The sequence below is a fragment of the Nitrosomonas europaea genome, assembly GCF_900167395.1.
Taxonomy (GTDB): domain Bacteria; phylum Pseudomonadota; class Gammaproteobacteria; order Burkholderiales; family Nitrosomonadaceae; genus Nitrosomonas; species Nitrosomonas europaea.
This window is the reverse complement of sequence record NZ_FUWK01000012.1, coordinates 1-20,712: the sequence shown is the minus strand read 5'-3', so window position 1 is coordinate 20,712 and position 20,712 is coordinate 1. Positions and strand designations below refer to the sequence as shown.

The window sequence follows — 20,712 nt, the reverse complement described above, 5'->3', positions numbered from 1 at the left end:
CGGTTTATGAAATACGTTATTTTCGTAGTCGCAGGGTTGAGTGCCGTCATGCTGTACCTGTTGGCTTCAGCCGGAGCCAATACTGAATTCTTCGAGCGTCATTATCGCTGGCTGATCGTCAGCATCACAATTTTCCTGCTGCTCCTGATCGGGGTCGTGGGGTTCCTGCTCGGGCGGTTACGACGCCGTCTCAAAACGGGTGAATTCGGTTCTAAACTGGCGCTGCGGCTTCTGATGGTGTTTTCACTGATGGCAATCCTTCCCGGTGTGCTGATTTACAGTATCTCAGTACAGTTTCTGGAAAAAAGTATCGAATCCTGGTTCGACGTCAAGGTGGATCGAGCGCTGGAAGGTGGCCTGACACTGGGTCAAACGGTACTGGACAACCTGCTGGAAGAATTGCAGAAAAAAGCACAGGTAGCCGCACTCGATCTGGCAGAACCGGCATCGTTCCCTCTGACTGTCCTGAATCAGCTTCTGATCCAGTCCCAGATCCAGGAAGCCACCCTGTTCAATCAGGAGGGAAAAGTCATTGCCTTCACCAGCCTGGATGATGCCGTACTGTTTCCTGAGATCCCCAATACGGAAGCAATGCGGCATATCCGGATGCAGAAAAACTACAGCGCAGTCGAAACGCTCGCCGATAATACCCTGTACTTGCGGGTACTCGTTCCGGTCAATGTACTGAGCGCTGAAGAAGATATCCGGGTATTACAGGTGCTGCAGCGTGTACCCCCCTCCATTGCACGCAATGCCGAGATAGTTCAGGCCGGTTTCAGTGATTATCAGGAATTGATGTTGTCCCGCCAGGGACTGACACGGCTGTACAGCGCCACGCTGACCCTCGCTTTGCTGCTGGCATTGTTTTCGGCACTCGCCTGTGCTTTCCTGATCAGTGAAAAACTGAGTGCTCCACTGGGGTTGCTGGCCGAAGGAACCCGTGCGGTGGCGCAGGGCGATTTCAGCCGGCGACACCAGGTTCACAGTACGGATGAATTCGGTATCCTGACGGAATCGTTCAACCTCATGACCGAGCAACTGGCAGCCGCACGTACAATCGCACAGCAGCACCAGCAGGAAGTCGAGAACGCGCGCGCCTATCTTGAAAATATTCTGGCCAATCTGTCATCAGGTGTCATCGTCTTTGATAAAGCATTGAGAATACGTGCAGTCAACCAGAGCGCCGAGCAGATATTGCAGATTCCACTGATCAGTTTCGAAGGGCTGACCATGGAAGAATGTGCCGAGCAGGAATCAGGATTGAGGTTACTGGCCGCCGAAATAAGAGGTGGCTTCGATTCCGAGGAAGCCGGTGAATGGCAGCGACAGGTATTGCACTTCACTGCAGACAAGGAACAGGTTCTGTTGCTGCGTGGCTCCCGTCTGCCCCAGGCATCCGGTGGCGGTGGCGTGGTGGTATTCGATGACATTACCAGCCTGTTGCAGGTCCAGCGTACCGTGGCATGGGGAGAAGTAGCGCGGCGCCTGGCACACGAAATCAAAAACCCGCTCACTCCGATCCAGTTATCCGCCGAACGCCTGCAGCACAAGCTGGTCAGCAAACTTGACGAACCGGATGCAAAAATACTGAAACGTTCCACCGAAACGATCGTCAGCCAGGTCGAGGCACTAAAAAGAATGGTGAATGAATTCCGGGAGTATGCACGTGTGCCCGAGCTCGAACTGTGCCAGGTGGATGTCAATCGTTTGGTGCGGGAAGTACTGGCGCTTTACCAGATGAGCGACAATACTGAGAATGAATCACCGCAACCTCCCATTACCCTGGAACTGGCGGGAGAAATTTCTCCTGTTCGGGGAGATCCGGCAAGATTACGGCAGGTCATACATAACCTGTTACAGAATGCGCAGGACGCTCTGACCGGCATGGAAGATGCCAGAATTACCGTGCAGACCCGATCCGTGAGCAACGGTATCGAGCTGAGTGTGATCGACAACGGCAAGGGATTCCCGGAGCAAGTCAGAGCACATGCCTTTGAACCTTATGTCACGACCAAACCGAGAGGAACCGGCCTGGGGTTGCCAATCGTCAAGAAAATCGTGGATGAGCACAGCGGCACGATCAAAATACAAAACATCCAGCCTCATGGTGCCCAGATTTCAATTACCCTGCCTGCTTTACCCTGCAGTACCCCGCAACCCTCAACCAAAACTGCCTGAATCTGAAGGCCAGGTTGATCATTGCCGTATAGGGAGGAGCAAATCAATTGAATGGGTACAGTTACAAAGTTTTGCACACAGAAAACATGCAAGGCACAATGACAGAACCAGCCGTTCTGTCAGAAATACCCGATGATCGACAACAGAACCAAAGATCTCAAACGACGCAAATTTCAGGGTAACACTCCAGCTGAAATGTTGAAAACTCACATTCCGGTTATAGAAAAAGGACAAGGATCACATGGCCAATAACACGATTCTCGTTGTAGATGATGAGCTGGGAATACGCGAACTGTTATCCGAAATACTGGGAGATGAAGGCTATAACGTTGCGCTGGCGGAAAATGCGGAGCAGGCAAGAAATTATCGCAGCCAGACCCGCCCTGATCTGGTGCTGCTGGATATCTGGATGCCGGATACGGATGGCATTACACTGCTGAAAGACTGGGCAAACAACGGCCTCCTGACCATGCCGGTCGTCATGATGTCAGGACATGGCACGATCGATACGGCAGTAGAAGCCACACGCGTCGGTGCAGTCGGCTACCTGGAAAAACCGATCCCATTGCAGAAACTGCTGAATACCGTCGGGCAAGTCATGCGCGGTGGCAAGCAGCACAAATTCTCCCCCACCCTTTCCCTGTCCAATCTGGGGCACAGCGGACTGATCACGGAACTCAGAAAAAAACTCGAGCAGGTAGAGAATCTCAAAATCCCTGTCCTGCTGACGGGAGAACCCGGTGTCGGTGTAGAACATTGCGCACGATTCCTGCATCGCCCCAACACGGCCTGGATAGTACCGGAATCCTGCTCATTCCTCGCTGAAAGCCCCCTGACTCAACTGGAACAGGCAAAAGGCGGGTTGCTCTTCCTAGGAGAAGTCGGAGATCTGAGCAAGCTCGAACAAAAAGGCCTGCTGCTGCTGCTCGGCAAACTGGAACAATACGGCGTCCGGCTGGTGTGCGCCACGATACGTCCTTTGGCAGAGCTCACCGCACAAGGTACGTATCATCCCAGGTTGTTTGAGATACTGAGCAACCTCTGTATTACTATCCCGCCCTTGCGGGCCCATCGTGAAGACGTACCGGAAATGGCCAGTCAGCTGCTCTCAGGCTGGATCGAATCGGGAGAAATACCCCTCATGCACTTCAGCACAGCGGCACTGAATGCCCTGCGCAATTATGACTGGCCGGGAAATCTCGCACAGTTGACCAGCATCGTGCATTCGCTCGCACTGACCTGCACCGGCGATGAAATTTCCGTCGATGCTGTGCAGCAGGCCCTGACCCTTTCCTCACGAGAAGCGGTTTCCGTTGTTTCAGACATTCCGCTCAACATATCGCTGCGTGAAGCACGAGACATCTTTGAGAAAAATTATTTTGAAAAGCTGATCGAGCAGGAAGGTGGCAATATGACTCGTGTTGCTGAACGAGCCGGCCTGGAACGCACTCATCTTTACCGGAAAATCAAAACACTGGGCATCAAGCCACGCAGCCAGAACTATTAGCGAAAACGGATCTGCTATCGACCAGTACGTACGGGAGCAGCCTTCCCCTGCCAGAAATATAATTGCAGGTCGCGATTATGACACGCTGCTTTACAACAAAGGGGGTGGTCAGTATAATTGCCGACTTGTTTTGCTCGGGGGTATAGCTCAGCTGGGAGAGCGCTTGCATGGCATGCAAGAGGTCAGCGGTTCGATCCCGCTTATCTCCACCAGCTTGTTTGCCTCACCTGTCAATCTTGGTCCCCATCGTCTAGAGGCCTAGGACACCACCCTTTCACGGTGGGTACAGGGGTTCGAATCCCCTTGGGGACGCCATCATGATTCCGGCGTCAGCAGTATATTCATATAATCTGCCCGATATGTTCTGCCGAGCGGTCGCAAAATCAGGTTGTTACCTGTCATCCGCTTCCGTTACGTAATTCAGTCTGTATCCTCCATCAGTTACAATCAGTAACCGCCCGACCAATCAGGAGAAAAGGCGCTGCGCCTGGATAAGATCGATTATCTGTCGGGCCAGTCTATTTTCCAGACAGTCGAATATCTGCAGTCCGCTCATCGACCTCAGCCAGGTCAATTGGCGTTTAGCCAGCTGCCGGGTCGCAAAAACACCCGTTTCCTGCATTCTGGCAAAGCTGATTTCATTGTCCAGGTACATGCAAACCTGGCGATAACCCACACACCGCATCGAAGGCATATCGCCGTTGACATGGAACTGCTCCCGGATCAGGCGTACTTCATCGATCAGACCGGCTTCCAGCATGGTTGCAAACCGTTGACTGATACGGTCGTGTAAAACACTGCGGTCGCCCGGGAGCAGCGCGATATTGAAAACACGAAATGGAAAATCGGCATTTTGCTGCTGCTCCAGCATTTCCGACATGGGCTTGCCGGTCAGATAACAGACTTCCAGCGCACGCTGTATTCGCTGACTGTCATTCGGCTGGATACGACCCGCCGTTACAGGATCGAGTTGGCTCAAAACAGCATGCATGGCAGGCCATCCCTTATCGAGGGCCTGCTGCTCCAATGCTCTGCGCACGCTATCATCCGCTGGAGGCAATGCAGCGAGTCCCTGCCGCAACACTTTGAAATAAAGCATGGTACCTCCGACCAGTAACGGAACCCTGCCGCGTGCCGTAATCTCACGCATCACCGACAAAGCATCCTCCCTGAAGCGTGCAGCGGAATAATTTTCATCAGGGTCAATCAAATCGATCAGATGGTGAGGAATTTCCGACAGTATCAGTTTGTCCGGCTTGGCGCTGCCGATATCCATAAACCGGTAAACCTGGGCTGAGTCGACACCAATGATTTCCACCGGGAAACGTCGTGCAATCTCCAGAGCCATAGCAGATTTTCCGCTGGCAGTAGGTCCCATCAGGAAAATCGCCGGTGGGGATTCGATATCAGGATAGTTCACAGCCAACTGTTATCAGTTACAATAAAAAAAGCAGATGATCGGTTTCTGGGCCAATTCCTGATAAGCGGCCTAGACCATCGTCTGCTGGAGTTTCCAAACGGCAGTAAAAGCAGCGGAAACGGTGCAGGAACTGTCTGTCATCCATCGGGAGAACACTTGAAAATACTTGCCATTCTACTTCTGCTATCCATCCTCTACAGCCTGGGCTCTGCACTTTATTTCATGATCAAGGATAAAGGCGACAGTACACGCATGGTCAAATCGCTCACTATCCGGGTCACACTCTCACTGGTACTGTTCATGCTCATGATGCTATGGGTCTACATCGAATATATTCACGGCAATTGAAACAAGCTGAATTTCTGCAGTCCGGGTTGGTAACTTCACCCGGGGCACAGCATTACCCGAACCTACCATCAATAAACCACTTCCACCTTGTCACGACCGAGAATGTCCATAAGCGACTCGATCAGCCCTTCATGTAAATGAACACGCCAACGGCTGCTCAAATCAATTTCACAACTACCCACCTGGTTACGAAAATCGATCGATACCGCACAACCTGACGAAGGAATGACATTATTCACTCCATTTTCCGGTAGATTGGCAGCCAGCAACTCCTTCAATTGCGCGGGCGTGAGAAGCCCGGAGTCATCGATCATGATTCTCAGTTTTCTGGCATGCATCGAACGAGCAGTGACGTAATCATAAATCTCCTTCGCCACGATACGCCGATCAGCATTTTCCCCGTTACCATGGCTGACCAGGGCTCTGACAACCAGCAACTGATCTGCCTTCATGAAGTGTGAGCCCGTGCTCAGCAAATCACTGTAGACTACGACCTCGACTCTTGCCAGCCCGTCATCCAGCGTAACAATCGCCATCTTCCCGCGCCGGGACATTTGTGTCCGTATGGCATAGATCACGCCGGCGATGAGCTGCGGTTCACGTCCGGGAACGATACGGCTGAGGCGCACCGGGATGAAGCAGCTCAGCTCCCTGGCATAGCTGTCATAAGGATGGCCGCTCAGATAAAAACCCAGCGCCATTTTTTCGTTCTGCAGCTTCTCTCTCTCCGGCCATTGCGCAACACCTGTAATTGCTGGCGGCTGAATCAAATCTGTATTTTCATCGAACAAGCTCACCTGACTGGCAGCCAGGCTGCATTGCTCGGCATACTCCATGGCATTGCCCACGGATTCAAGGAGTGCTGCGCGATTGGTTTCAACCGAATCAAATGCACCCGCACGGATGAGCGCTTCAATAGTACGACGATTGACAATACGCCGGTCGACACGCCGGCAGAAATCGAACAAACCAGTGAATGTACTTCCCTGCTCCCTGACCTGAACGATAGCCGAGATAGCTGCCTCCCCCGACCCCTTTACGGCTCCCAGACCATAGCGAATAGTTTTATGATCGACCGGAACGAAGTAATACCCCGATTCATTGATATCCGGCGGCAGGATGACAATCCCGTTCAGTTTGCAATCCTCATAAAACACATTCACCTTATCCGTGTCATCCATATCCGATGACATACAGGCAGCCATGAACTCCGCCGGATAATGGGTCTTGAGATAGGCCGTCTGGTAAGCAATCAGCGCATACGCGGCCGCATGGGATTTATTGAAACCGTAACCAGCAAATTTTTCCATCAGGCCAAACAGCGTCACGGCATCCGCTTCGGCCATTTCGTTCCTGATTGCACCTTCAACGAACACGGCACGTTGCTGTGCCATTTCCTCCACTTTCTTTTTGCCCATGGCACGCCGCAGCAAATCAGCCCCGCCCAGGCTGTAACCGCCGATTACCTGGGCAATCTGCATCACTTGCTCCTGATAAATCATGATGCCGTAAGTAGGTCCAAGGATCGGCTGCAGGCGCGGATCCAGATAATCCACCCGCTTGCCGTGCTTGCGCTCGATGAAGTCAGGTATCAGATCCATCGGCCCCGGCCGGTAAAGCGCCACCAGCGCGATCAGATCCTCAAACCGGTCAGGTCTTGCCCGCTGCAGCAGATCTTTCATCCCGCGTGATTCAAACTGAAAAATCCCGACAGTATTGCCCTTCGCCATCAAAGAAAATGTGGCCGCATCCTCGAGGGAAATACTCTCCAGTGAAAAATGACTTTCTTCGGCAGATTGCACATCCGGTTCAGCCACCGCCGATCCGGGAGACGCTGCCCTATACTGCCGGATATCGGCAACTGCCCGATCGAGAATGGTCAATGTCCGCAACCCGAGGAAGTCAAACTTCACCAGGCCGACTTTCTCGACATCATCCTTGTCATACTGGCTAACAACCGCATCTCCCGAATCAGCACAGTAAACCGGACAGAAATCGGTGATCTTCCCCGGCGCAATCAGCACCCCCCCCGCGTGCATTCCCACGTTGCGCGTCAATCCTTCCAGTCGTTCTGCCAGTTCCAGCAGATTGCGCACATCTTCCTCTTCCTCCGCACGCTGGTTGAGCAATGGCTCGATTTCACGCGCCTTGCGCAAGGTCATACCCAGTTCGAACGGCACCAGCTTGGCCAGCTGATCAACAAAGTTATACGGCAGATCGAGCACTCGCCCGACATCACGCACTACCGCCTTGGCAGCCATGGTACCGAATGTTGCAATCTGCGCCACACTCTCCGCGCCGTAACGGTCGCGCACGTATTCGATCACCTGCTCACGCCGATCCTGACAAAAATCGATATCGAAATCCGGCATGGAAACGCGCTCCGGATTCAGGAATCGTTCGAACAGCAAATCGTAAAGCAGCGGATCCAGGTCAGTAATCCCCAGAGAATAGGCTACCAGCGATCCTGCGCCGGAACCGCGTCCCGGCCCGACCGGCACATCATGCTGCTTGGCCCAGCCGATAAAGTCGGCCACAATCAGAAAATAACCGGCAAACCCCATCTGGATGATGGTTTCCACTTCAAAATCCAGCCGCATCTGATAAATTGGCCGCCTTTCGTCACGTTGCAGTACCTGCGGGAACGATTGCAGCAAACGTGCTTCGAGCCCTGTCTGAGCCAGCTCGCGCAGATGCTGTTCGACACTGATTCCGGCAGGTGTCGGAAAATCCGGTAACCGGTTGACCCCCAGCTCCAGCATCAGCGAACAACGTCTGGCAATTTCCACACTGTTGGCCAGTGCTTCCGGCACATCACGGAACAGCTCGCCCATTTCTGCCGGCGTTTTGAAGTACTGTTGCCCGGTAAATTCCTTCGGACGCCGGCGATCTCCCAGTACATACCCCTGTGCGATACATACACGCGCTTCATGTGCCCTGAAATCCTCCGGCCGCATGAACTGCACCGGGTGAGTCGCCACTACCGGCAGTTTCAGGCTGGAAGCCAGATCCAGCAGGGCATATCCTGATGTTTCCTCATTAGGGCGGCCACAACGCTGAATTTCCAGATAAAACCTTCCGGGGAACAAATCTGCCCACTGCTGCGCAGCCGTTACTGCAGCAGGCGGGTCAGCCAGCAATAATTGCTCAACCTCCCCCTGGCCTCCGCCGGACAACGCAATCAACCCTTCTGTACCCGCATCCTCTTCCCGAAACCAGCTTTTTTTCAGCTCGGCACGACCGCGACACATATTCTCGCGATAAGCACGAGACAGCAGGCGGCTCAAAAGCAGATAACCGGAAAAAGACTGGCACAGCAGCAGCAAGCGAAAAGGCCGATCTGCATCGTTTTCATTCGTGACCCAGACATCGCAGCCGGCAATCGGCTTGATCCCGGCCTTGAAGGCACACTGATAAAATTTGACCAGACCAAAGAGATTGGAAAGATCCGTCAATGCCAACGCTGGCATCCCGACATCGCGCGCTTTTGCAACCGCTTCTTCAACCCGCACGATACCGTCCACGACAGAATACTCGCTGTGCAACCGCAAATGGATGAAAACAGGGTCAATCGGCATGGTGATACAATGGCAACATTCACTGAAACTTTGAAAAACAACCGGATAGCGAAGGAAAGAGCTGAAGCAGCTTTATTTCCTCAGCCCATTTGCCTCATTTTACATCATGCTGAAAGCCCCTGAATTACTCCTGCCCGCCGGCTCTCTGGAAAAAATGCGTGCTGCCTACGCTTTTGGAGCAGATGCGGTCTATGCCGGCCAGCCGCGCTACTCGCTGCGCGCCCGCAACAATGAATTTACCCTACCACAGTTGTGCACAGGAATCACTGAAGCGCATCAGCTCGGCAAGAAATTTTTTGTGGCAAGTAACCTGATGCCGCACAACAGCAAGGTCAAGACCTACCTGCGTGATATGGCGCCTGTCATTGAACTGCAGCCCGATGCACTGATTATGGCCGACCCCGGCCTCATCATGATGGTACGGGAAACATGGCCGGATGTGCCAATTCATCTGTCCGTCCAGGCCAATACCGTCAACTATGCCGCTGTCAAATTCTGGCAATCACTCGGCCTGACGCGTGTCATCCTGTCGCGTGAACTGTCGCTGGAAGAAATCAGTGAGATCCGCACACTCTGCCCGGACATGGAACTCGAAGTATTCGTGCATGGCGCCTTATGTATCGCCTACTCCGGACGATGCCTGCTGTCCGGCTATTTCAACCATCGCGACCCCAATCAGGGTACCTGCACCAATTCCTGCCGCTGGGATTACAAGGTCAAGGCCGCTGAAGAAAATGCCAGTGGCGATATCGAACTGCCACAAAAAATCGACTTTGATTTCAATGAAGCACTCCAATCGACTGAATCCATTTCTTTCAGCAACACTGCCATAAAACGTCACCCGGCAGCCGATCAGGTTTATCTGATCGAGGAAAGCCAGCGACCGGGGCAACTGATGCCTGTGATGGAAGACGAGCATGGCACCTACATCATGAACTCGAAGGATTTGCGCGCGGTCGAGCATGTGGCGCACCTGACCGAAATCGGTATCGACTCACTCAAGGTCGAAGGACGAACCAAATCAGCCTACTATGTCGCACGTACCGCACAGGTTTATCGTCAGGCAGTCGATGATGCCGTTCATCAGCGCCCTTTCGATCCGGCACTGTTAGGCCAGCTGGAAGGCCTGGCCAATCGCGGCTATACCGATGGCTTCTATCAGCGCCATCACAGCCAGGAAACGCAGAATTATCTGCGTGGCCATTCTGAATCCTCCCGCAGCCAGTATGTGGGCGACATCGAACATGTGGATGCCACCACCGGCATGGCCGAAATCCTGGTCAAGAATCGCTTCCAGACCGGTGATCGCCTGGAAATCGTTCACCCTTCCGGTAATCGCGTCATCCAGCTCGAACAAATGCAGGATCTTGAAGGCAATGCCGTCAGCGTTGCACCCGGCAGCGGCCATCGTGTCAGAATCCCACTAAGCGGGGATATCGAAAAAGCATTCGTTGCCAGATTTTTATAAATTCACCTCGATAATCGATCCTGCTTCTCGCTGTATTTTCTTACCTGGTTCAAGCGGGATTCAGGCAAATACCCAGGAAAAACCATCCCGGCGCCTTCAAAGGTCCCTTCAGGGAAATCCATAGGCGGGTTATGCATTTCCGGTACAATTACCGCATGCAACGCAGCAAAACGCCAAACACAAAAAATTCTGATACCGGGTCGATACCAGGCAACATCATCCTGATCGGTATGATGGGCTCCGGTAAAACCACGGTTGGCAAGTTACTAGCAAATCTCGTCGGCAAGACTTTCATCGACATCGATCATGAAATCCAGCGACGCACAGGGGTCGGAATACCCGTGATCTTCGAAATAGAAGGAGAAGCCGGTTTTCGCAAACGTGAAAGCGAAGTACTGCGGGATATCGTCAGGCAGCAGAACATCGTACTCGCTACCGGAGGGGGAGCAATATTACACCCCGATAATCGTGCCTTACTGCGGCAGCATGGTACGGTGGTTTATCTGTGTGCACCCGTCACGGAATTGCGCCGCCGTACTTATCTGGATAAAAACCGGCCTCTGCTGCAAACCGGAAACGTGCATGCCAAACTGATTGAGCTATTTACCCAACGCGATCCGCTGTATCGCGAAACCGCACATATCATCATGGACAGCGGTCGGCAAAGTGCCCGTGCTTTCGTCCAGAAACTGATACAGAAATTACGCCAGTCCAATCAGGAATTCACTGCTGCCGGATCTCCTCCTTGCGTTAAACCGTCTGAATAACCGCAAACCGCCTTATACCCGGCAATATGATTTACACACGGATTCTGATAAACCCCGATCAGGCTTTGCTTCCGCTGAACGATAATCTTGAAAGAATGTGATATGAATGCAATAGAATCAATCGAAGTTGCGCTTGACACCCTCCCGGAAAACCGCAGTTACTCCATTCATATCGGACAGGGGTTGCTCTCCAGAATGGATCTGCTGCTTCCCCATCTGCCTGGTAAAAAGGCTGCAATCGTCACCAATACCACCATAGCACCGCTCTACCTGGAAAAACTGCGTAGCGCGCTTGCCGAGCATCACGTGGAAACCTTCGCGATCACCCTGCCCGACGGCGAACGGTACAAACACTGGGAAACGCTGAATCTGATCTTTGATGCACTGCTGGAACACCGCTGCGAGCGCAGGACACCGCTGATTGCACTGGGAGGCGGAGTCATCGGCGACCTGACCGGTTTTGCGGCCGCCACCTATTTGCGCGGCGTACCGTTCATCCAGATTCCCACCACCCTGCTCGCGCAAGTAGATTCGTCCGTAGGCGGAAAGACCGGGATCAACCATCCGCTTGGCAAAAACATGATTGGCGCCTTTTACCAGCCGCAACTGGTTCTGACTGATTCAGCCACCCTCACCACCCTGCCGGACAGGGAACTGCGCGCCGGCATCGCAGAAATCATCAAATACGGTCTGATCTATGACGCAGATTTCTTCGACTGGCTGGAACAGCACATGAACTCACTGCTGGCGCGTGATCCTGCAGCAGTGAATTACGCAATCCGCCGCAGTTGTGAAATCAAGGCTGAAATCGTTTCGCTGGATGAACGTGAAAGCGGTTTGCGGGCGCTGCTCAATCTGGGCCATACTTTTGGCCATGCAATCGAGAATGCCATGGGTTACGGCGCATGGCTGCACGGTGAGGCTGTTGCCGCCGGCACCCTCATGGCGGCTGATCTCTCCCGGCGTTTGCAGCGCATTACCTCTCAGGAGGTCGATCGTATCCGGTACTTGTTCGAAAATACCGGATTACCGGTAAAAGGCCCGCGCATCTCGCCTGAACGCTACCTGGAATCGATGCAGCTCGATAAAAAAGTAAAGGAGGGCGCCATCCGTTTCATCCTGCTCGATAGTATCGGCAAAGCATCACCGGGCGATACCGTCCCCACTCCCCTGCTGCTTGAAACATTGTCAGCCTGCGTTGCCGATGCGTAGCAATCTGGCACCCTACGCCGTATCCGACACCAACTCACGCGGCCGCCGTATCCATGAAGAATTACCGGCCGGACGCAGTCAGTTTCAGCGCGACCGCGATCGCGTCATTCATTCCACTGCTTTTCGCCGGCTGGAATACAAAACCCAGGTATTCGTCAATCATGAGGGCGATTTGTTTCGCACCCGTCTGACTCACAGCCTGGAAGTCGCCCAGATCGGTCGTTCCATTGCACGTAATCTGAATCTCAACGAAGAGCTGGTGGAAGCGATTACGCTCTCACACGATCTGGGACACACACCTTTCGGCCACGCCGGCCAGGATGCCCTGAACGACTGCATGAAAACTTACGGAGGTTTTGAGCACAACTTGCAATCGCTCCGTGTGGTAGATGTGCTGGAAGAACGTTATGCCACGTTCAATGGGCTGAATCTGTGTTTCGAAACCCGCGAAGGTATCCTGAAAAGAGTCCCAAAATCCAAAGCTGCGGCGCTGGACGAACTGGGAACACGTTTTCTGCATGGCCACAGTGCTTCACTGGAAGCACAGCTCGCCAACCTGGCAGATGAAATTGCCTACAACAATCACGATGTGGATGATGGCTTACGCTCCGGCCTGATTACCCTGGCACAGCTCGAAGAAATCGAAATCTTCGCGCGCCACCTACACCAGGTAAAACAGCATTATCCGGATATTACCGGACGGCGTTTGATTCATGAAACCGTGCGCGGCATGATCAATACACTGGTAGTCGACCTGACCGTGCAAAGCGGCACCCGCATCAGGGATGCCAGCCCGGACAGCCCGGACAGCGTGCGCGAAAAACCGGTTCTGATCGGTTTCAGCGATACGATCAAACGACAGCAGCAGGAACTGAAACGTTTTCTGCACAAAAATCTCTACAAGCATTACCAGGTCATGCGTATGAGCAACAAGGCACGGCATACGATTGAAAAATTGTTTACCACGTTTGAAACTGAACCTGCATTATTGCCCTATGAATATCAGCAAAAATTTCAGGAATACGGGCATCAGGCTATCGCCGATTACATCGCCGGCATGACCGACCGCTATGCCATCAGGGAATACCAGCGTCTGTTTGCCATCACCGAAAATTGAGCGAAACTCGCAAATACCTATATACCCGGTTCTTCAGTATGTACAGCAATCATATCAACCAATCAGTAAAACAAGACCGATACCACTGGATGGGTCAAATCATCAATCAAACAGAAAAGGAAAAAAGCATGAAGACAATCGCAGTTCTTTTGACAGCCCTCCTGCTGGCCACCGGCTGCGGGAATAAGGAATCCACCGGTGAAACAGCATCTGATGAACCAGAAATCGTAATGATGGATGAATCCACTTCCGTCGGCGAACTCCCCTCGATTCTGAAAGAAGGTTTGTCGAATAAAGAACAGGATGAGCTGAAGAAACAGATCATGCCGATACTGGATGATGGCCTCACACCGGAACAACGTTTCCTGAACCTGCGCAAGGATGCGGAGGCTGGCAACGCAGAAGCGCAGAACAGCCTCGGTTCCATGTATTTCTCCGGAGAAGCCATTTCCCGCGATGCACAAGGGAAGGTGAAGGATAAAGATCCAGAAACAGCTGCAGGATGGTTCTTCCGGGCGGCTGAACAAGGCCATGCCGGCGCTCAGTTCAACCTCGGGCTACTGTATTTCAGTGGCGAGGGTGTTACCAGGGACACTGCCAAAGCAGTCGAACTATTTACCAAATCTGCCGAACAGGGAAATATCGACGCGCAGAACAACCTTGGCGTCATCTATCTGATGGGCGAAGGTGTCAAGCAGAATACCGACAAAGCTATCGAATGGTTTGAGAAAGCGGCCGAACAGGGCAATGAAGAAGCTATCAAAAACCTTGAAGCAGTCCGCGCATCACAGCAAGATTCCAAAGAAGCTGCGGACAAACAAAAATAACAGAATCCTCCAATTTGATGGCTCCCACGCTCCGCGTGAGAACCATCAATGGTCATTCGGCCGGGGTCGCCGCAGGCTTATGCGGCACTGTGTCGCCATCGGCTTTGCGAATGGACCAGATGCTATCAGTAGGACCGTTCCTGATCCGGCGCGTGGTCGCGACTGCCATCCAGGCAAAGCACAGCGCGCCGATGAAGGCGACCACATCGACCCCGATAGTTGCCGCACTGCCATGCGCCCACATGCCCAACGCCGGGAATAGCACCGCCAACAATGTAGTCAGCGGAATCGCCATCGTCGCAGCGGCACAAAGCCACAACAGATGCACGGCAGAACGCGCCGCGCCCCATGCAAAGGCCCATACGACCGAGCCAAAAAACACAGCGTAATAGATATATTCGTGCCAGTGGTTGAGGTCGTCCACGCGGCCATACAGCCACTTGGCCGCAACAATGGTAAGCGAAAGGCCTGCGACGCAGCCGAGGCACACGCCCACGGTTCCAGCACCCAGCCAGTAGGTATCGCGGCGCTGCTCAGGTAGCTCGCCACCCTTGCACGCCTTCTTGCGGCGTGTCTCGATCCACAGCAAGTTGCCCGAATAGAACAACCATGCCCCGGAAAATCCGAGGAAGAAATAGGCCCACGTAATCGTCGCACCCTCATACTGTCCGCTATGCAGGCCGTAGAATGTCTCTGACGCGCGCCGATCCGGATCCTGACGCGATGGACGTGTGCTGTCTTTGAGCAATTCGCCTGTCACAGCGCTGAGCATCACGCCTCCAAGATGCGTATCTCCGACATAGCCGCGCTCGGCACCGGCAACTCTCACCGAAGCGGCCTTGTCTCCGATATTCTTGAAAATCATGACTTTGGGCTCGAAATCGGGCACCTGTGCCTTGAGTCTTTGAAGCAACTGTGAGGGGGCCATCATTGCACCCGCCTCGCCGATCGGCTTTGGTGCTCTAAATGGCTCATTATCGCGTTCGTCCAGGATTGCTTGCTTGCCGCCAAAAATAACGGCTTCTTGCAACGACCAGAGTTCGTGGCTAAGACTCAATGCGGTCGCGGTGATCGCCATCGCAATGTGAAATGGGAGTGCTGTAATTCCGACGACATTGTGGGCGTCCAGCCACATGCGTTTAAGGTTCCTGCCGACACGCAGCGCAAGGAAATCCTTTACGAGCGACGGCAGCAGTACGATCACGCCGGCGATCAGCGCCACGCCGTAGAGCAGCGAGACCACACCCATGAAGTACGATCCCCAAGGTTCTGGAATCCCGATGCGCATGTGGATTGTATTGATGAACTCCGCCAGTTCGGACGGCTCCTCCTGTTTTGCCAGCAGCGAGCCGTCCGGCTTGAGCGTCGCCCACCAGTGGACGTGTCCATGCGGTTGACCCGCCTCATGTGACTCGTCCTCCTCCCACGTCACCCGGGCGGGCTCGTTCTCGTATCCCCGCAGATGCAGCTTGATCCCCTCCTCCCGCGCTTCAGGATGCGCGGCGGCAACTAATTCGAGGAGACGGGGCGCATCGTCCAAAGGAACCGCTGCCACCCCCACAGCAGGCGGTGACGCCCAGCGTGCGATGGGCTCCTGAAACATCGTGAGCGCGCCCGCATAGAAGGCGATGAACAGCGCAAAGCCGCAAGTAATGCCGGTCCATGTGTGAACAGTCTTGTAGAGCTTGATGATATCAGCGCGGATCATATTGCCCTCACACGAAGAAATAGAAGCGGCAGGCAAACAGCGTCGTGAAGGCGATCAGGTTCGCCGCGCCGAGCCACGCCCAAGCCGCGCGTCCACTGCGAAACAGGAAGCAGAAGCCGAACACCGCGACCCAGACGAACACTTCCAGATAGCGCATCAGCGAGTAGCGCCCACCCGGCGCATCGATGCCCCCCGGCCCCAGATAAGCGTAGAGGCCGACCAGCGAGAGCGCGAGGCCAAGTCCCAGGATGGCGCCAGCGCTGGCCTTTCCCCACCAATCGAGGCAGATTTCGTTCGCCATGTCAGTTCCTCCGTCCTTTGCCGCGCAGCGCGGCGATGTAGGGGAAGGCGAACAGGCAGACCATCGCAACATGCAACGTTACGAAGAAGCCAGCCAAGGGCCGCAATACCGTGATCCATGCGGCAAGACCAGCCGCCAGCAGTAGGCCGCCCGCCACAAGGGCAGGTCTTCCCGGCAAAGCCTGCACCAGCCACTTTTGATTAGGGCTGGCGAGGTAAAGGTACACACAACCTGCTATAGTCAGCGCCAGCGCCGCAAAAACCAACATGTCTCAGAAGCCGAATGTCGCGGAAAGCCAGAAGGTGCGCGGCGCGCCGAGCTGGACATACCTGAAGTTCGATGACGACCAATAGTCCTTGTTGAACACGTTATCGACATTAAAGCGGACCGTGATCGGTTTGTTGGTCCATCCCGCGTTGACGACATAACGCGCGCCGAGATCGACGACGGTCCATGAAGGGATCTTCAAGGTGTTGTTGCTGCTGACCAATTGATCGCCGGTGTAGGTGAAGCGGCCGGTCAGCGTCAGGCCTCGCAGGAACGGCGTATCCCACTCACCGCCGACCACGGTCCGCACGACGGGAATGCCAGCTTCCCTGTTGCCGTCAAAGAGACCACCCTGGGTCTTCGTCTGCTGGCCGTCGATGTAGGTGAGCCCGCCCATCAGGCGAACGCCGGGCATGAGCTCGCCATAGGCGTTCAGCTCGATACCGCGATTGCGCTGCTCGCCGTCGAGCTTTTGCGTCGGCAGCGGCGTGCCGGCAACGCTGATCAGGTTGGGCTTGGCGATCTGGAACACCGCCAGCGTCGTCGTCACCGTTCCCCAATCGACCTTGACGCCCGCTTCGTGCTGCTTGGCGACATAGGGTGCAAGTATCTCGCCGGCATTCGAAAATGCCGTGCCGACAATGGTTCCCCGCTCCAGATTTTCTATGTAGTTGGCGTAGAGCAAGACGTTCTGCCACGGCTTGACGACTAACCCGAGAGCCGGAGTCCATGCGTCGCTTTCATACCTGGAGGTCAGGGCGCCGGTCGCCCCGTTGAAACTTTTGGCATCCACTTCCTGGTAGCGGATGCCTGCGGTGAACTGGATCTGCTCGTCGAGGATAGACAAGGTGTCGGCGATGCCGGTGCTGAAAACGCGGGTTTCGCTTAATTTCCTCGGATCGCCGGGATCACCGGCGAACACGGCGGCGCCAAATACCGGATTGTAGATGTTCGTGGTGTAGGTGAACGGGGTTGTCCTTTGCGCCTCTCCGGTCTCCATCGTGGACTGCGACAGGTTGAGGCTGACGACATGGTTCACCGGCCCGGTCACCGCCTTCGCCCTCAATCCACCCTGCATGGACAGCACGTCCCAGGAAAGATTCGTGTGCTCGACGTTAGCCCACCCATAAGTCCCGCTCGTATCGAGCAGCCTCGGTTGGTTCGGGCCCATGAGTGTGAGTTCCAGTTTCTGCTTGCCGATGGCGCCATAGGCCTGACAGTCTCGGTAATGTCGACTTCGCCACGCAGCATAGCCCCCGTCAATCTGCTGGGTTGTTTGCTCCATGTGGGATTCAGGCTGGTTCTGGCGTCGGGGGCTTTCGGAACGTGAACGATGCCGCCGCCGACACCGCTGACAACGAGCTGCTGTACGATCTGAGGATTGGCATGATTCGACTGATGCGCGATATCGGCGGATACCCGGACACGCTCGCCGCGATAGTCCAGATTGAGCGCCCCCAAACCCACTTCTGCGGAGACAGGTGCCACCGGCGTATCGCCCTTGCGGTATGCGCCGTTGAAGCGGATACCGAACTGATTCCCTGCGCCGAAGCGGCGGCCGACATCGAGATGAGCGCCAAGCTGAGAGCGGGAGCCATACCGCGCGGTCAGCTGGGTCAGCGGTTCGTCGCCGGCCTGCTTGGTGACGAGATTATACGAGCCGCCGATACCGCCTGCCCCGGACGCCGCCATGCCGTTCAGCAGGGCGCTCGGCCCCAACAGCACTTCGACGCGCTCCATGTAATCCATGTCCGGCGTCCGCAACGGGGCCATGCCCGCCAACCCGTTCAGACTACCGGTGCCAGCTGACAGGGTGTTCGAGAAACCCCGAATAGTTAATGAGCCGTCTTCATCGCTTGCGCTGTTTTGTTTCGTCAGTATCGACGGAACATTCGCTAGAACATCCTGAACGGTCCGCGCCTGTTGATCCTGGATCGTCTTGTTCGTGTAGTTGATGACGCTGAACGGCGTATCCATCACGTCCTTGTTGCCGAGCATCCCGACTTGCCCACCGCGGGCGACCTGACCACCTGCATAGGCCGGAGGCAATTCACCAGGTACAGCGTCAGCAGTCACGGTCATCAGTGGCAATGTCATGGCCCCACTCTCAGACGGTGCCAGCTCGATCGTTACAGAATTGCTGCCGGTAAAACGCGCAGCCAGTCCGCTACCGTCGAGCAGTCGTCGCAATGCTTCACGAACGGAGTAATTCCCTTTGAGCGCAGGTGCGGTATGGTTGAAGGTAGATTGTTCGGTATAGAGTACCTGCAAGCCTGTGACTGCTGAAAGATCGGCAATAGCCTGAGGCAGAGGTTTGGCAGGAATATTGAATGGATAGATCTGTTCTGTCTGCGATGTTGCGGATGACGAGTTTGGGTTATCGGTCTGAGCCAGTACGGATGTTGTTTGTGTCGGTACTGCGGTGATAATAGCCGTCAATATGCAGTGTTTTATCTGAGTATTTATCTTTTTTATATTGAATTTCATTGGTGCTCCCTGTCATTACGTCTTATCCATAAATGCGTTTGATTCACATTTATGGATAAGACGTAATGACAGAGGGGAATCCCCCAGTCCGGGAGAAAATTTTTTGGAGCAGTGGGTGAGCCGCCCGTCAGTGGATCAGTACCAAATAATCGGTCAGGCGAAGCAAATGTATAGGCAGGGTGTTGATCATGACATCCAGTGCTGTATCAGGTTCGTCGGTGGAAAATACACCACTGACCTTCAAGGCTTTCAGTTTCTGATTGGTGATAAAAATACGGCCGTGACGATGGCGATTGAGGGTGTCCACGACCTCGGCGAGAGGCGTGTCGTAGAACACGAGCTGATTTCTGAGCCAGGCGGTGATGGCAGTATGATCGAAGGGCGATGGTGAGGAGATACCCTGGGGCGATAGCGTAGCCTGCTGGCCAGGGAAAAGAACAATCGGTGAGCCGTTCGGGTTATTGGAGTGGTCAGGCGTACTTAACTCCACTTGCCCCTCGTCCAGACTGACTATAGCGGTATCCTGATGCAAACGGATATTGAAGCGAGTGCCGGTGACTCGCACGGAACCCGCGCTGGTCGCTACGATGAAAGGGCGATTATCAGCTGATGTCACTTCAAACCAGGCTTCTCCCTTGAGCAGGCGTACCTGTCGTCGTTCCGCCGTGAAATCAACTGCCAAGGCACTGTCGGTATTGAGCGTGATGCGGCTGTTGTCTGCCATCAGAAAAGACGTTTCTTGACCAATGACAGTCATGTAATCGCTTTGCCAGCGGGTAACCCAGTCCTGTTGCCAGCCAATGACAATGGCCAGTACCAGGCAGGCAGCCAGAGCCAGACACTGGAACCCGCGTCCCAAGGATCGCTGCCGCAACTTGTGGAGGGGAACGGTTTTTGCGGCAAAGGTATGATCAGACTGTTCAGCCATGAGCTGTGTTACCGGGGTCTCCAGCGCTCCCCAGAGTGATTCCATTTCCTCATAGGCCTGCCGATGGCGTGCATCAGCCGCAAGCCAGATGTTGAAGGCTTTCTGAAGTTCGATATCCGTTTCACCATGCTGCAGCCGTGCTTGCCAGATCGCCGCTTCTTCCAGAATGGTTTCCGGTAGTTCTTCTGTGATGTTGCGTGTCGAGTTCATCAATATTGGTCGTTGCCCAAAGGATGAAAGTTCTGAGAGGGCTTCTGTACCATGAGAAGAAACAACCATTTCTTAGGGTCTGTTAACACTATTTGTATTAAAATTACCGAATGGAAATATCCGCATCGCAATTCAAGCTTATTGAAAATCTACTGCCGATACAACGGGGTAACGTCACACTTTCGAATTTGGAAGTGCTCAACGCGATTCTGTATGTTGCAGAGCACGGCTGTAAGTGGCGTGGTCTGCCTGTGAAATTCGGCAATTGGCACAGCATTTACACGCGCGCCAACCGTTGGGCCAGGAATGGCGTCCTGGATCGGGTTTTCCTCGCGCTTCAGCAAAACAAGCTGATACAGCTGGAAGTGGATCACATGTCGCTGGATAGT

General features: G+C 54.2%; 16 protein-coding genes, 2 tRNA genes and 1 pseudogene. 12 read left to right on the top strand and 7 right to left on the bottom strand.

Annotation, left to right across the window (positions count from 1 at the left end):
* Positions 1-6 precede the first annotated feature (6 nt).
* The 4 genes from B5D58_RS05575 (at position 7) to B5D58_RS05560 (ending at position 4,000) form a co-directional block, all read left to right on the top strand.
* Complete coding sequence (locus B5D58_RS05575) at positions 7-2,178, top strand: sensor histidine kinase (RefSeq protein WP_041356818.1); 2,172 nt, start codon at positions 7-9, stop codon at positions 2,176-2,178.
* Between the two features lie 241 nt (positions 2,179-2,419).
* Positions 2,420-3,685: a sigma-54-dependent transcriptional regulator gene (locus B5D58_RS05570; protein ID WP_011112506.1), complete on the top strand. Its 1,266-nt coding sequence runs from the start codon at positions 2,420-2,422 to the stop codon at positions 3,683-3,685.
* 136 nt (positions 3,686-3,821) lie between these two features.
* Positions 3,822-3,897, top strand: a tRNA-Ala gene (locus B5D58_RS05565).
* Positions 3,898-3,924: 27 nt separating this feature from the next.
* Positions 3,925-4,000 (top strand) — tRNA-Glu (locus B5D58_RS05560).
* Positions 4,001-4,151: 151 nt separating this feature from the next.
* Here B5D58_RS05560 and miaA read toward each other — a convergent pair.
* The gene (miaA, locus tag B5D58_RS05555) at positions 4,152-5,105 is read right to left on the bottom strand and encodes a tRNA (adenosine(37)-N6)-dimethylallyltransferase MiaA (RefSeq protein WP_011112507.1); all 954 of its coding nucleotides are present in this window, start codon (positions 5,103-5,105) and stop codon (positions 4,152-4,154) included.
* A gap of 156 nt (positions 5,106-5,261) precedes the next feature.
* Between miaA and B5D58_RS05550 the strand changes: the two genes are divergently transcribed.
* Positions 5,262-5,453, top strand: coding sequence for a twin transmembrane helix small protein (locus tag B5D58_RS05550; protein ID WP_011112508.1), 192 nt, complete (start codon positions 5,262-5,264; stop codon positions 5,451-5,453).
* A gap of 68 nt (positions 5,454-5,521) precedes the next feature.
* Here the strand turns inward: B5D58_RS05550 and dnaE are convergent, their stop codons facing one another.
* Positions 5,522-9,031 carry a DNA polymerase III subunit alpha gene (gene dnaE / locus B5D58_RS05545; protein ID WP_011112509.1) on the bottom strand — a complete coding sequence of 1,170 codons (3,510 nt, stop codon included), beginning with the start codon at positions 9,029-9,031 and terminating at the stop codon, positions 5,522-5,524.
* A 106-nt stretch (positions 9,032-9,137) separates the two neighbouring features.
* On the opposite strand from dnaE, the gene trhP reads away from it, so the two are divergent.
* From trhP to B5D58_RS05520, 5 genes are all read left to right on the top strand, one after another.
* Positions 9,138-10,499: a prephenate-dependent tRNA uridine(34) hydroxylase TrhP gene (trhP, locus tag B5D58_RS05540; RefSeq protein ID WP_011112510.1), complete on the top strand. Its 1,362-nt coding sequence runs from the start codon at positions 9,138-9,140 to the stop codon at positions 10,497-10,499.
* 155 nt (positions 10,500-10,654) lie between these two features.
* The gene (locus tag B5D58_RS05535; RefSeq protein WP_050731313.1) at positions 10,655-11,266 is read left to right on the top strand and encodes a shikimate kinase; all 612 of its coding nucleotides are present in this window, start codon (positions 10,655-10,657) and stop codon (positions 11,264-11,266) included.
* Positions 11,267-11,368: 102 nt separating this feature from the next.
* Positions 11,369-12,478, top strand: a complete 1,110-nt coding sequence (gene aroB, locus B5D58_RS05530; RefSeq protein ID WP_011112512.1) for a 3-dehydroquinate synthase — start codon at positions 11,369-11,371, stop codon at positions 12,476-12,478.
* Positions 12,471-13,595 (top strand): deoxyguanosinetriphosphate triphosphohydrolase, encoded by a 1,125-nt coding sequence (locus B5D58_RS05525; protein ID WP_011112513.1) that lies wholly within the window; start codon positions 12,471-12,473, stop codon positions 13,593-13,595. Before aroB ends, B5D58_RS05525 begins: the two co-directional genes overlap by 8 nt.
* 128 nt (positions 13,596-13,723) lie before the next feature.
* Complete coding sequence (locus B5D58_RS05520) at positions 13,724-14,422, top strand: tetratricopeptide repeat protein (protein ID WP_011112514.1); 699 nt, start codon at positions 13,724-13,726, stop codon at positions 14,420-14,422.
* Positions 14,423-14,474: 52 nt separating this feature from the next.
* Here the strand turns inward: B5D58_RS05520 and B5D58_RS05515 are convergent, their stop codons facing one another.
* Both B5D58_RS05515 and B5D58_RS05510 read right to left on the bottom strand, forming a co-directional pair.
* Positions 14,475-16,130: a PepSY-associated TM helix domain-containing protein gene (locus B5D58_RS05515; protein WP_011112515.1), complete on the bottom strand. Its 1,656-nt coding sequence runs from the start codon at positions 16,128-16,130 to the stop codon at positions 14,475-14,477.
* Positions 16,131-16,137: 7 nt separating this feature from the next.
* Entirely contained in the window at positions 16,138-16,431 is a 294-nt protein-coding gene (locus B5D58_RS05510; RefSeq protein WP_011112516.1) for a hypothetical protein, read from the bottom strand.
* Here B5D58_RS05510 and B5D58_RS13855 point away from each other — a divergent pair.
* On the top strand, positions 16,430-16,576 hold the full coding sequence (locus B5D58_RS13855; protein ID WP_158297469.1) for a hypothetical protein: 147 nt from the start codon (positions 16,430-16,432) through the stop codon (positions 16,574-16,576). The two genes, B5D58_RS05510 and B5D58_RS13855, sit on opposite strands and share 2 nt — an antisense overlap.
* 126 nt (positions 16,577-16,702) lie before the next feature.
* Here the strand turns inward: B5D58_RS13855 and B5D58_RS05500 are convergent, their stop codons facing one another.
* The 3 genes and pseudogenes from B5D58_RS05500 to B5D58_RS05490 form a co-directional block, all read right to left on the bottom strand.
* A complete protein-coding gene (locus tag B5D58_RS05500) occupies positions 16,703-18,115 on the bottom strand; it encodes a TonB-dependent receptor (protein WP_234989010.1) in 1,413 nt (470 codons plus the stop codon).
* A 272-nt stretch (positions 18,116-18,387) separates the two neighbouring features.
* Positions 18,388-19,185 (bottom strand): annotated as a pseudogene (locus B5D58_RS14055) (STN domain-containing protein); the annotation flags it as partial.
* Between the two features lie 127 nt (positions 19,186-19,312).
* Positions 19,313-20,323, bottom strand: a complete 1,011-nt coding sequence (locus B5D58_RS05490) for a FecR family protein (protein WP_011112518.1) — start codon at positions 20,321-20,323, stop codon at positions 19,313-19,315.
* A gap of 110 nt (positions 20,324-20,433) precedes the next feature.
* Here B5D58_RS05490 and B5D58_RS05485 point away from each other — a divergent pair.
* On the top strand, positions 20,434-20,712 hold a 279-nt coding region (locus B5D58_RS05485; RefSeq protein WP_078737653.1), incomplete at its 3' end, for a transposase.